Source organism: Shewanella sedimentimangrovi (assembly GCF_017354965.1).
Classification (GTDB): Bacteria; Pseudomonadota; Gammaproteobacteria; order Enterobacterales; family Shewanellaceae; genus Shewanella; species Shewanella cyperi.
Genome location: NZ_CP071502.1, coordinates 1,859,343 through 1,871,393, shown reverse-complemented (window position 1 = coordinate 1,871,393; position 12,051 = coordinate 1,859,343). Strand labels below are relative to the sequence as shown.

12 protein-coding genes are annotated in these 12,051 nt (G+C 56.2%); 7 read left to right on the top strand and 5 right to left on the bottom strand.

Translation table 11 applies throughout. The features are described from left to right. Position 1 precedes the first annotated feature (1 nt). The 7 genes from hisD to hisIE are packed head-to-tail and all read left to right on the top strand — an operon-like array spanning position 2 to position 6,240. Positions 2–1,300: a histidinol dehydrogenase gene (gene hisD / locus JYB85_RS08040; RefSeq protein ID WP_207381766.1), complete on the top strand. Its 1,299-nt coding sequence runs from the start codon at positions 2–4 to the stop codon at positions 1,298–1,300. Beyond that, entirely contained in the window at positions 1,297–2,361 is a 1,065-nt protein-coding gene (hisC, locus tag JYB85_RS08035) for a histidinol-phosphate transaminase (RefSeq protein ID WP_207381765.1), read from the top strand. Before hisD ends, hisC begins: the two co-directional genes overlap by 4 nt. Before the next feature lie 11 nt (positions 2,362–2,372). Continuing rightward, the gene (hisB, locus tag JYB85_RS08030) at positions 2,373–3,440 is read left to right on the top strand and encodes a bifunctional histidinol-phosphatase/imidazoleglycerol-phosphate dehydratase HisB (RefSeq protein ID WP_207381764.1); all 1,068 of its coding nucleotides are present in this window, start codon (positions 2,373–2,375) and stop codon (positions 3,438–3,440) included. Further along, complete coding sequence (gene hisH, locus JYB85_RS08025; protein WP_207381763.1) at positions 3,440–4,099, top strand: imidazole glycerol phosphate synthase subunit HisH; 660 nt, start codon at positions 3,440–3,442, stop codon at positions 4,097–4,099. Before hisB ends, hisH begins: the two co-directional genes overlap by 1 nt. Then, positions 4,096–4,833, top strand: a complete 738-nt coding sequence (gene hisA, locus JYB85_RS08020; RefSeq protein WP_207381762.1) for a 1-(5-phosphoribosyl)-5-[(5-phosphoribosylamino)methylideneamino]imidazole-4-carboxamide isomerase — start codon at positions 4,096–4,098, stop codon at positions 4,831–4,833. Before hisH ends, hisA begins: the two co-directional genes overlap by 4 nt. After that, a complete protein-coding gene (hisF, locus tag JYB85_RS08015) occupies positions 4,815–5,606 on the top strand; it encodes an imidazole glycerol phosphate synthase subunit HisF (RefSeq protein ID WP_207322846.1) in 792 nt (263 codons plus the stop codon). The genes hisA and hisF overlap by 19 nt, the downstream gene beginning before the upstream one ends. Beyond that, on the top strand, positions 5,599–6,240 hold the full coding sequence (gene hisIE / locus JYB85_RS08010; protein WP_207381761.1) for a bifunctional phosphoribosyl-AMP cyclohydrolase/phosphoribosyl-ATP diphosphatase HisIE: 642 nt from the start codon (positions 5,599–5,601) through the stop codon (positions 6,238–6,240). Before hisF ends, hisIE begins: the two co-directional genes overlap by 8 nt. Before the next feature lie 16 nt (positions 6,241–6,256). Here the strand turns inward: hisIE and JYB85_RS08005 are convergent, their stop codons facing one another. The 5 genes from JYB85_RS08005 to pheS form a co-directional block, all read right to left on the bottom strand. Further along, entirely contained in the window at positions 6,257–7,237 is a 981-nt protein-coding gene (locus tag JYB85_RS08005) for a sensor domain-containing diguanylate cyclase (protein ID WP_207322844.1), read from the bottom strand. Between the two features lie 86 nt (positions 7,238–7,323). Next, entirely contained in the window at positions 7,324–8,262 is a 939-nt protein-coding gene (gene lpxM, locus JYB85_RS08000) for a lauroyl-Kdo(2)-lipid IV(A) myristoyltransferase (RefSeq protein ID WP_207381760.1), read from the bottom strand. Positions 8,263–8,340: 78 nt separating this feature from the next. Beyond that, entirely contained in the window at positions 8,341–8,637 is a 297-nt protein-coding gene (gene ihfA / locus JYB85_RS07995; RefSeq protein ID WP_207322842.1) for an integration host factor subunit alpha, read from the bottom strand. Positions 8,638–8,640: 3 nt separating this feature from the next. Further along, on the bottom strand, positions 8,641–11,028 hold the full coding sequence (gene pheT, locus JYB85_RS07990) for a phenylalanine--tRNA ligase subunit beta (RefSeq protein WP_207381759.1): 2,388 nt from the start codon (positions 11,026–11,028) through the stop codon (positions 8,641–8,643). A 15-nt stretch (positions 11,029–11,043) separates the two neighbouring features. Then, on the bottom strand, positions 11,044–12,027 hold the full coding sequence (pheS, locus tag JYB85_RS07985; protein WP_207322840.1) for a phenylalanine--tRNA ligase subunit alpha: 984 nt from the start codon (positions 12,025–12,027) through the stop codon (positions 11,044–11,046). Between the last annotated feature and the right edge of the window lie 24 nt (positions 12,028–12,051).

Genomic DNA, 12,051 nt, shown 5'->3' with positions numbered 1-12,051 from the left:
CATGAAAATCCTCAACTGGAACCAATTGAGCACCGAAGCGCAGGCCGAGGCATTGTCCCGCTCCCCCCTGGTCGATGAGGGCGAACTGGGCAAGCAGGTTGCCGATATCATGGGCAGGGTCCGCAGCGGTGGCGATGCGGCGCTGGCGGCACTGAGCAAGCAATTCGATAGATGCCAACCCGAGTCACTGCGTCTCACTCCATCCGAGATTGACGCCGCCTGTGCCAGGGTCAGTCCGTCACTGAAGTCTGCCATAGCCCTGGCGATGGCCAACATCGAAGCCTTTCACAGTGCCCAGCAGTTTGAGCCCCTGTGCATCAATACCATGGCCGGGGTACGCTGTGAGCTCAGAAGTGAGGCGCTGGACAGTGTCGGCCTCTATATCCCCGGCGGCAGTGCGCCGCTGATCTCGACCGTGCTGATGCTGGCGCTGCCTGCAAGGATCGCCGGTTGCCGCAGACGGGTGTTGGTCAGCCCGCCGCCCATAGACGATGCCATCATCTATGCCGCCAAGGAGTGCGGTATCGACGAAGTTTATCAATGTGGCGGTGCCCAGGCCATTGCGGCCCTCGCCTTTGGTACCGAGTCCATTGCCCCCGTCGACAAAATTTTCGGCCCCGGCAACCGATATGTTACTGAAGCCAAACGCCAATTGGCCCAGACTCCAGGACTGAAAACCGCCATCGACATGCCGGCCGGGCCCTCTGAGGTGTTGGTGATTGCCGATGCCGGTGCCAATCCAGCGTATGTGGCGGCCGATCTTTTGTCCCAGGCCGAGCACGGCCCCGACTCCCAGGCCATGCTGGTAACAGATTCTGACACCCTCGCGGGGCAGGTGGTGGCAGAGCTTGCCAAACAACTGGAGCAGTTGCCAAGAAAAGCCATAGCCCAGGAGGCCTTGGCCAACAGCCGAATTTTGCTGACACAAAGCCTGGCACAAGCCGTTGCCGTATCCAACTCTTACGGACCCGAGCACCTGATAGTGCAAACCCTTGCCCCCCGGGATTTGCTGCCGGCTATTCGCAGCGCAGGCTCGGTATTTCTCGGTGCCTATACCCCCGAATCGGTCGGCGACTATGCTTCAGGTACCAATCACGTGCTGCCCACCTATGGCTACAGCCGCACCGTATCCAGCCTGTCGCTGGCGGATTTCAGTCGCCGTTTTACGGTACAGGAACTGAGCCGGGAAGGCCTGGCCAACCTCGGCCAGGCGGTGATCACCCTGGCCAATGCCGAGGCGCTCAATGGCCACGCCAATGCCGTCGCCATTCGTTTACAGACCGGGGAGTCACCAGTATGAGCAACACCTTTTTTGATCCGCGCATAAGTTTGGCAGAACGGCTGGCCCGTCCGGAACTGCTTGAGCTTGAGCCTTACCAGAGTGCCAGGCGCATTGGCGGTCAGGGCGATATCTGGGTCAATGCCAATGAGTCTCCTTTCAATGCCAGCGCCATAGATAAGTTGAATCGCTATCCCGAATGTCAACCAAAGGCTCTGCTTGAGGCCTATGGTGCTTACCTTGGGGTACCGGCAAGCAACATAGTCTGTGGTCGCGGCGCCGACGAGGCCATAGAGCTGCTGATCCGCAGCTTTTGCACCCCCGGCAAGGACAGCATAGCCCTGTTCGGTCCCACCTATGGCATGTATGCCATCAGCGCCGCCACCTTCAATGTGGGCGTCAGGGCCCTGGCATTGGATGACAATTTCCAGCTGCCCGCGCAACTGGATGGCGTCGCCGATGCCAAAATCATTTTTCTGTGTAACCCCAACAACCCCACGGGCACAGTGCTTTCATCCGGCACCATAGAATCCGTACTTAAGCGCTTTGACGACCGTTTGGTGGTGGTGGATGAGGCCTACGCCGAATTTGCGGACACCGGCAGTGCCCTCGAGTTGTTGGACAGTTACCCCAATCTGGTGGTGCTGCGCACCCTGTCAAAGGCCTTTGGTCTCGCAGGCGCCCGCTGCGGCTTTTTAATTGCGCGGGAAGATGTGGTGCAAATGGTGATGAGGGTGATTGCCCCCTACCCGGTTCCCGTGCCCGTGTCCGAGCTGGCGCTGGCGACCCTCAGCGATGCCGGGATCAAGCGGATGCGCCGGGATGTGGCAGAACTCAAGTTACAGGGACAGAGACTGCGTGACGCTTTGGTTGCAGCGGGCGCCCATGTGCCCGCCAGTCAGGGCAACTTTGTACTGGCCTTTTTCGAGCAGGTGGAAACCGTAGCGGGCGCATTACAACAAGGTGGTGTGGTAGCCAGACGCTACAAGGATCCGCGCCTTAAACAAGCCATCCGCATCAGCTTCAGCAACAGTGCAGACACCGACAGGATCATTGCTTTACTTAACGGTATAACCGGCTAATAGGACACCCCATGGCACAGAAAATTCTTTTTATCGACCGCGACGGCACTCTGATAGAGGAACCCCAGAGCGACAAGCAGGTGGACAGCCTGACCAAGTTGGTGTTTGAGCCGCTGGTGGTGCCCTCACTGCTGCGCTTGCAACAGGCGGGCTATCGCCTGGTGATGGTCAGCAACCAGGACGGCCTGGGCACGGCTTCTTTTCCACAGGCAGATTTTGACGCCCCCCACAATTTGATGATGCAGTTTTTTAGCAGCCAGGGAGTCAAGTTTGACGAGGTATTAATCTGCCCACACTTCAATCAGGACAATTGCAGTTGTCGTAAACCCAAGCTCGGCCTGGTCAAAACCTTCCTCACCGAGGGGCGGGTTGATTTCCAATACTCGGCCGTCATAGGCGACAGGGAAACGGATGTGGAGCTTGGCAACGCCATGGGCATTCGCAGTTTCAAATACCAAAGGGACGGTCTCGATTGGCCGGCTATTACCGATGCTATCCTTGGTCTTGGCCGCCGGGCAACCGTGATACGCACCACCCGGGAAACCGATATCCGGGTCGAGGTGGATCTGGACAAGCCCGGCAACAACAGCATAGATACCGGCATAGGCTTTTTCGACCATATGCTGGATCAGATTGCCACCCACGGCAATTTCAGCATGTCGGTCAAGGTTAAGGGCGATCTGCAGATTGACGATCACCACAGTGTAGAAGACACGGCCCTGGCCCTGGGCGATGCCCTGCGTCAGGCCTTGGGTGACAAACGCGGCATAGGGCGATTTGGCTTCAGTTTGCCCATGGATGAGGCCTGCGGCCAATGCCTGCTGGACCTTTCCGGTCGCCCCTTCATTAAATTTGAAGCGCAGTTTCAGCGCGACAAGGTCGGTGAAATGGCCACCGAAATGGTCGGTCACTTCTTCCGCTCCTTTGCCGATGGCCTGCGTTGCAATCTGCACATAGGTTGCAGCGGAGAAAATGATCACCACAAGGTGGAAGCCATGTTCAAGGCCCTTGGTCGCAGTTTGCGTCAGGCCGTCACAGTGGAGGGTAATGCCCTGCCCTCATCCAAGGGGGTGCTCTGATGACGGATAATCAGGTGGATGTGGTCATTATAGATACGGGCTGCGCCAATCTGAACTCGGTGCGTTTTGCCTTTGAGCGCCTGGGGGCCAGGGTACTGGTGTCCTCCGACAAGGATGTATTGCAGCAGGCGCCTCGTTTGGTGCTGCCCGGCGTCGGCACGGCCGCCGCAGCCATGGCCGCCATCGAAGCCAAGGGCCTGACCGACATAATCCGCGGACTAAAACAGCCGGTGCTAGGGGTTTGTCTCGGCATGCAGTTGCTTTGCAAGAGTTCACGGGAACAGGGTGCGGGCGAGAAAGACGTGCCCTGCCTGGGGCTCATCCCGCTGGACATAGTTGAACTGGACAGCGCCGGACAGCCGCTGCCGCACATGGGCTGGAATCAGTTATCCCCCGGTGCCCACCCGCTGTTTGCCGGCATAAGTCAGGGCGATTACGTTTATTTTGTGCACTCTTTCTGTGCCCCGGTGTCCAAATTCAGCCTCGCCGAGTCGGACTATGGTCAGCCATTCAGTGCCGCCATTGGTAAAGGCAATTTTATGGGGGTGCAATTTCACCCCGAAAAAAGTGGCCCTGTTGGGGCCAGGATCCTGAAAAACTTTTTAGCGCTGACCGTGGCCACGCTGCCACAAGATGCCGGCCAGGAGAGCAATGCATGATAATACCGGCAATTGATTTGATTGATGGTCAGGTGGTGCGTCTGTATCAGGGCGACTACGACCGTCAAACCACCTTTGATCTCAGTCCGCTGCAGCAGCTGCAAACGTACCAGGCCCAGGGTGCATCCCTGCTGCATCTGGTGGATCTCAGTGGCGCAAAAGATCCAAGCAGGCGTCAGACCGAACTCATCAGTTCGCTGTGTGCGTCGCTTGAGGTAGATATTCAGGTGGGTGGCGGTATTCGGGAAACGTCGCAACTGGAAGCCCTGTTCGCCGCCGGTATCAAGCGTGCCGTCATAGGCTCCCTTGCCGTATCGCAGCCGGCCACAGTGCTCGGCTGGCTGGAACGTTTTGGCCCAGAGGCCATTTGCCTGGCACTGGATGTCAATATCGACTCCGACGGCAACAAGATAGTAGCCGTCTCCGGCTGGCAAAGTGGCGGCGGCAAAACATTGGAAGCCCTGGTGGCCCAATATGCTCCGGCAGGTCTCAAACACGCCCTGGTGACCGACATCAGCCGTGACGGCACCATGCTTGGGGCCAATACTGCCCTGTACCGGGAACTGGCCGAACGCTTCCCCGATATCGCCTGGCAAGCCTCCGGTGGCATAGCCAACCTGGACGATGTAGCCGCGGTTCGTGACAGCGGCGCAAGTGGCATCATCATAGGCAAGGCGCTGCTCACAGGGGCATTCACAGTCAAGGAGGCTATCCAATGCTGGCCAAACGCATAATCCCCTGTCTCGATGTACGCGATGGCAAGGTGGTCAAGGGCGTGCAGTTTCGCAACCACGAGATTGTCGGCGACATAGTGCCACTGGCGGCCCGTTATGCGGCAGAAGGCGCCGATGAGCTGGTGTTTTACGACATTACCGCCAGCGCCCACGACCGCGGTGTGGACAAATCCTGGGTCAGCCGCATCGCCGAGCAGATAGACATCCCCTTCTGTGTCGCCGGCGGCATACGCTCAGTTGCCCAGGCGCGGGAACTGCTGGCCTATGGTGCCGATAAGATTTCCATCAACTCGCCGGCACTGACCGACCCGTCCCTGATAAGGCGTCTGGCCGACGAATTCGGTCGCCAGTGCATAGTGGTCGGTATCGACAGTTTTTATGACGCCCAAAGTGGCAGTTACAAGGTTAAGCAGTTTACCGGCGATGAAGCCGCAACCCGGGAAACCCAATGGCATACCCTTGATTGGGTTGAGGAAGTTCAACGTCAGGGCTGTGGCGAAATAGTGCTTAACGTGATGGATCAGGATGGGGTCCGCAAGGGATACGATATCAAGCAGTTGGCCATGGTGCGCCAATGCTGCCACGTGCCCCTGATAGCCTCCGGCGGTGCCGGTGAAATGCAGCACTTTCTGCAGGTGTTCAACGGGGCCGGAGTCGATGGCGCCCTGGCGGCCAGCGTATTCCACAGGGGCACCATAGCCATAGGGGATTTAAAACACTATCTCAGGTTGGAGGGTGTGGCGATTAGAAACGGGGGAACAGAGCATGTATGACAACAGCCATCAACAGACATTGGCCGCGCGTATCGATTGGGACAAGCAGCAGGGCATGATCCCGGCCATAGTGCAGGATCACTTAAGCGGCACAGTGCTGATGCTGGGTTATATGGACAGGGACGCACTGGCAAAAACCCTGGAAACGGGACTCGTGACCTTTTACAGTCGCAGCAAACAAAGACTGTGGACCAAGGGTGAAAGCTCGGGCAATGGCCTCAAACTGGTGACCATAGACTGTGACTGTGACAACGACACCCTGCTGGTGCAGGCGCTGCCTCAGGGCCCCACCTGCCATCTGGGCACCACGTCCTGCTGGGACACCCGTACCCTGGATTTCAGCGCCCAGCTGGCGGCCCTGATCCAATCACGCAGACCGCAAACAGGCTCTGAAAATAGCACCAGCTACACCAGTAGCTTGTTCCAAAGCGGCACCAAGCGCATAGCGCAAAAGGTGGGTGAAGAAGGCTTGGAAACGGCGTTGGCCGCCGCCACCGGTGACAAGGCAGAACTGGTGGATGAAGCGGCAGATTTGTTGTTCCATCTGATGGTACTGCTTGAGGATCAAGGGCTACAGATTGGCGATATCCAACGGCGTCTGTTCGAGCGCCATCAAAAGCGCTCTCAGGGCTAAACTCTCTGCACCGGAGTTAGCCCTCCTGGAATTGCAGGCCCCTGGCCTGCTTCTCCCGGTACATGTGGGCATCGGCTTCCCGCAGCAGATCCTCCACCGTCTTGGGTTCGCGGAACTGGAAGTTGGCGATCCCCAGGCTGCAGGATAAATGGTAGCCGCGGGCCTCGGCCATATTATGCTCCGCCATCGCCTGTTTCAGCCTGGCTTGAATGCCAAAGGCCGCCGACTGTTGGTGTCCGTGGCTCACCAGCGCCGCAAATTCATCGCCCCCCAAACGGGCGATGACATCATACTCCCGCAATACCTTGTTAATGATCAGCGCAAAGGCCTGCAGCGCCTGATCGCCCTCATGATGGCCAAATCTGTCATTAATTTCTTTGAAGTGGTCGAGATCAAAATACAACAGACTGGCGTCCTGACGCAGGCGACCACATTTGGCTATGGCCTGACGGGCCAAGCGGTGAAATCCACGCCTGTTACAGAGCCCGGTAAGAGGGTCAATGGTGGCCACCTGAATGGCCTCGAGCTCGGATACCGCCAGATGCGCCATGTCCTCCAGATCTTTACATTTCTCGGCATCCAGTTGCCTCGGGAGAAAATCCATGACACACAGGGTTCCCACCCTGTAGCCATTGGCCAGTGTCAGCGGGCATCCGGCATAAAAACGCACCCGCGGCTCTCCCATGACCAGCGGACTATCGGCAAAGCGGGGATCGTCAGCGGCATCCTCAACGATAAACAGCGAGTCTCCCAAAATGGCATGGCCACAGAAGGAAACATCTCGCGGAGTCTCGCTGAAGGAGAGGCCCACGCAGGACTTAAACCACTGCCTTTGCTCATCCACCAGACTCACCAGACACACAGGGACGTCCAGCAGCCGACAGGTCAGGCGGGTCAAGCGGTCAAATCTTTCTTCGGGGGGGGTATCGAGTAGATGCAAACGCCTGAGCGCGGCCAATCGCTTGGCCTCATCGATGGGATAAGGAGCTTTTTGCATGGCGCACCCTATTCGGACAGCCTTTTATAGAGTATATGCGCCCAATGCGCGCCTGGCGAATTCCAGGCACGATTTGCTATGCAATTTCAGCTATAGATACTGGGCTCGCCCTCGGGGCGGGTCCGCAGTAACTTTAAAAACCACATATATTGTTCAGGATAGGCCAGAATCACCTGCTCTACCGCCTTATTCAGGGCCAAAGCTTCGTTTTCCTTGCCTTGCATATCTTCGGCGGCAATGGCCGGCAATATGCCCAGCTCAAATCTGTGATTTTGGCTGTCGTAACCAATTTTCACCGGCAACACCTGGGCATTGCCGGCGGCAGCCAAGCGCCCGACCACAGGCAGGGTTGCCTTGGTGGTGCCCAAAAAGGGCGTGAACACACTCTGATCGGGCCCAAGATCTTCATCCGGCAGGTAGAAAAAGCTGTTGCCCTTTTTCAATTCCGCCAACAAGGCGCGGATCCCCGCCTCCCGCATGTACACGTGGCCACCCATGCGACTGCGCACCCGGTTGTTAAACCAATTGAACAGCTCATTTCTGTGGGCCTTGGCCATGGTCACCATGGGTAAATCAAGATTAAGACGCAGTCCGGCGTAATCTATTCCCCAAACGTGCGGCATGATAAATATGATGGGCTGATTGGCCGCCCTGGCAGCCTGTACATGCTCGAACCCCGTCACCTGCACTCTTTTTCGCAGGGAACTTTTGCTTCTGATCAGCAGTTCGGCCTGCCCCAGCAAAATCATCACAAAATTGTCGACGTTATCCCGCAGCAGCTGGTTAAGCTGCGGCTCCGGCATCTCTGGAAAACAGGCCTTGAGATTGGCTCTGGCAACCTTTAACGGTTTCTTCGCTATACGAAAAACGCCTTTGGCCAGCAGTTTGGCCAGCGGATCCCGAACCCAAGCAGGCAGCAAGCCGAACATTAACAGCAAGCCAATGGCCAGCCAGGTGCCCCATAATCTTGGGTGCACCAATCCCCAATAAAAGCGGCGATCGAAGTATTTGGTCTGTCTGCTCAATTTCACCTCAGCGCTGACAGTCATAGAAAAAGCAAAGCCACTCCCCTAGAGTGGCTTTGCCTCGGACTCAAACCCGTGTTATTTGTCTGAATTTGCCGTTTCTACGCGGCTCTTCAGTTTCTGTCCCGGGCGGAAAGTCACCACGCGACGGGCAGAAATTGGAATGTCTTCACCGGTTTTTGGATTCCGACCGGGTCTTTGGTTTTTGTCCCTGAGGTCAAAATTGCCAAAACCGGATAATTTGACCTGCTCACCACTTTCCAGCGCGCCACGGATTTCCTCGAAGAACGCTTCAACCATCTCTTTGGCAACACGCTTGTTGATACCAAGCGTTTCAAAAAGATGCTCTGCCATTTCGGCCTTGGTAAGTGCCATACTTTAATCCCTCAACGATGCGTTGAACTCGGACTTGAGTGCTGAAACCACAGTGTCTACCGCCTCTGCAATCTCTTTATCTTCAAGTGTGCGAGTGTTGTCTTGTAACGTCAGTGCGATTGCCAGGCTCTTTTTGCCGGGTTCAACACCTTTACCCTGGTATACATCGAACAAGTTTAAGCCAACCAACTGATTTTCGCCAACTTTTCTTATTAAATTCATCACATCGGCTGCTGGGACGGTTTCATCGACCACTACAGCGATGTCTCGGCGGTTTGCCGGGAACTTAGAAATAGCCTGGGCTTGTGGCAAATTGGCATGCAACAGGGCATCCAATTCCAGCTCAAACACTATCGTTTTACCATTGAGTCCAAAAGGCTTCTCAAGGGCAGGATGAATCGCACCTATGTAACCTATGACTCGATCATTTCTCAATATTTCAGCACATTGGCCTGGATGCAGCCCCGGATGACGTGCTTCTTTAAAGCTAAATTCTGATACGGAAACTGTCAAGCCGATAATGGCTTCCAAATCACCTTTAAGATCGAAGAAATCAACGGTTTTCGTCTCCATCGACCAATGTTCATCGCTTCTTGGACCCGCGATCACCGCGCCCAGCATGGCTTGCTGCCTTACGCCGGATTCTGCTTGTGCATCAGGGACAAAGCGCAAACCAGTTTCAAAAAGACGTACTCGAGCCTGTTGACGGGCCTGATTGTGGCCAACAGCAGTCAACAATCCGGTGAACATGGACAGGCGCATGGCCGACATTTCACTGGAAATCGGGTTAGGCAACACCATGGCCTGCTCACCCGGGTGCACCAGTTCCTGCAGCTTGGGATCGACAAAGCTGTAGGTAATGGCTTCCTGGAAACCTCGGGCGACCAACATTGAGCGAACCTTGCTCAGGCTGATGGCGGCTTCCTGATGATCGGACATACGCAATGCCGCAACCGGAGCCTTGTTGGGGATATTGTTGTAACCGTAGATACGGGCAACTTCCTCAATCAGGTCCTCTTCGATGGCCATGTCAAAACGATAACTGGCGGTAGTTACCTGCCATTCGCCCTCGCCTGCCACTACGCCAAAGCCCAGACGGGTCAGGATTTCGCTGACATCGGCATCGGGGATCTGATGGCCCAGGATACGGTCGAGTTTGCTGCGACGCAGGGTAATGCGACAAGGCTTGGGCAGATGAGCCTCTGACTTGGCCTCAACCACGGGACCTGCCTCACCACCACAGATATCCAGCACCAGGCGAGTCGCCCGGTCCATGACCTTGTGTTGCAGCTCGGGATCCACACCACGCTCAAATCGGTGGGACGAGTCGGTATGCAGTCCCAAACGACGAGCCTTGCCCATGATGGCAAGCGGCGCGAAGAAGGCACATTCAAGCAAAATATCCGTTGTGGTATCGCTGACGCCCGAATCCAGACCACCGAAGACACCGGCCAGCGCCAGCGGCTTGCTGTTGTCGGCAATAACCAGGGTATCGGTCGGAACGGTAATTTCGGTGCCATCAAGCAGCGTCAGCTGCTCTTCGCCATTGCCCAGGCGCACATCGATGTGACCATCAATTTTGCTCAAATCAAAGGCATGCATCGGCTGACCAAATTCCACCAGCACAAAGTTGGTGATATCCACTATGGGATCGATAGAACGGATACCGCTGCGACGCAGTTTCTCTACCATCCAGTCAGGGGTCTTGGCGTTGACATTCACATTGCGCACAACACGTCCCAGATAACGGGGGCAGGACTCAGGTGCAGATAGCTTGATGTCCATGGCATCCTGACAACCGGTTTCTGCCGGCTGCCAGCTGGGCTCAACGACGTTGACACGGTTCAGTACGCCCACTTCGCGGGCCAGACCCACCATGCCAAGGCAGTCGGCGCGGTTTGCGGTTAAATCCACTTCGATAACAGCGTCATCCAGATTCAGGTATTGACGCAGATCTGTGCCCAGCGGCGCATCGAGCGGCAGTTCAATGATGCCATCGCTCTCGATATCAATGCCAAGCTCGCTGTAGGAACACAGCATGCCTTCAGAAGGTTGGCCACGGAGCTTAGCCTTCTTGATTTTAAAATCGCCCGGCAGCACAGCGCCCACCATGGCCACGGCCACTTTCAGGCCCTGACGGCAGTTTGGAGCACCACAGACTATATCAATAAGCTCGGCGCCACCGACATTCACCTTGGTCACCCGCAGTTTGTCGGCATCGGGATGCTGGCCGCATTCGACCACTTCACCCACGACTACACCGGAAAAGTCACCGGCAACGGCTTCGATGCCGTCCACTTCCAGACCGGCCATGGTAATTTGATGGGCCAATGCATCACGGTCAATGGCCGGGTTGACCCACTCGCGGAGCCAGGATTCACTAAATTTCATTTACAGCATGCTCCGTTATTTGAATTGCTTGAGGAAACGCAGGTCATTCTCGAAGAATGCGCGCAAATCGTTAACGCCATAGCGCAGCATGGTCAGGCGCTCGACCCCCATACCAAAGGCAAAACCCGAGTATTTTTCGGGATCGATGCCGACACTACGCAGCACATTGGGATGCACCATGCCGCAGCCGAGCACTTCCAGCCATTTGCCGTTTTTGCCCATCACGTCCACTTCGGCAGAAGGCTCGGTGAAGGGGAAGTAGGAAGGACGGAAACGCACTTGCAGATCCTGCTCGAAGAAGTTGCGCAGAAAATCATGCAGTATGCCCTTAAGCTCGGCAAAATTGACATGCTCGTCCACCAGCAGGCCTTCAACCTGATGGAACATGGGCGTATGGGTCATGTCGTAGTCATTGCGATACACACGTCCGGGGGAGATGATCCGCAGTGGCGGCTTCTCGGTTTCCATAGTGCGGATCTGCACCCCTGAGGTTTGCGTACGCAACATCAGCTTGGGATTGAAATAAAAGGTGTCGTGATCGGCACGGGCCGGATGATGCTCGGAAATGTTCAGTGCATCGAAGTTATGGAAATCATCCTCGATTTCGGGCCCTTGCTTCACGGTGAAGCCCAGCTCACCGAAGAAGGCTTCGATGCGCTCTATGGTGCGGGTAACAGGATGCAAACCGCCATTGTCCATGGTGCGGCCGGGCAAGGTCACGTCCACTTTTTCGGATACCAGCTTGGCTTCCAATTCAGCAGCGCGCAGGCCATCAATGCGCTCACCCAACTTGTGCTGCACCGCTTGCTTGGCGTCGTTCACTGCCTGACCAAAGGCGGGCTTTTCCTCGGCACTGAGAGTGGCCATCATCTTCATCATGTCGGTGATCCGGCCTTTTTTACCCAAAAAGTCCACCCGGATATCATCCAGCGCTTTCAGATCGGCGGCCGCATCAATGGCGGCCAACGCCTGCTCTACTATCTCGGTTAGTTGCTGCATCTTATTTTCCACTGCAAACACGCC

Bases quoted from the DNA above. Each gene is read 5' to 3' on its own strand.
- pheT (WP_207381759.1), bottom strand. From the start codon at position 11,028: ATGAAATTTAGTGAATCCTGGCTCCGCGAGTGGGTCAACCCGGCCATT.
- ihfA (WP_207322842.1), bottom strand. From the start codon at position 8,637: ATGGCACTTACCAAGGCCGAAATGGCAGAGCATCTTTTTGAAACGCTT.
- hisH (WP_207381763.1), top strand. From the start codon at position 3,440: ATGACGGATAATCAGGTGGATGTGGTCATTATAGATACGGGCTGCGCC.
- hisIE (WP_207381761.1), top strand. From the start codon at position 5,599: ATGTATGACAACAGCCATCAACAGACATTGGCCGCGCGTATCGATTGG.
- hisC (WP_207381765.1), top strand. From the start codon at position 1,297: ATGAGCAACACCTTTTTTGATCCGCGCATAAGTTTGGCAGAACGGCTG.
- hisF (WP_207322846.1), top strand. From the start codon at position 4,815: ATGCTGGCCAAACGCATAATCCCCTGTCTCGATGTACGCGATGGCAAG.
- pheS (WP_207322840.1), bottom strand. From the start codon at position 12,027: ATGCAGCAACTAACCGAGATAGTAGAGCAGGCGTTGGCCGCCATTGAT.
- JYB85_RS08005 (WP_207322844.1), bottom strand. From the start codon at position 7,237: ATGCAAAAAGCTCCTTATCCCATCGATGAGGCCAAGCGATTGGCCGCG.
- hisB (WP_207381764.1), top strand. From the start codon at position 2,373: ATGGCACAGAAAATTCTTTTTATCGACCGCGACGGCACTCTGATAGAG.
- hisA (WP_207381762.1), top strand. From the start codon at position 4,096: ATGATAATACCGGCAATTGATTTGATTGATGGTCAGGTGGTGCGTCTG.
- hisD (WP_207381766.1), top strand. From the start codon at position 2: ATGAAAATCCTCAACTGGAACCAATTGAGCACCGAAGCGCAGGCCGAG.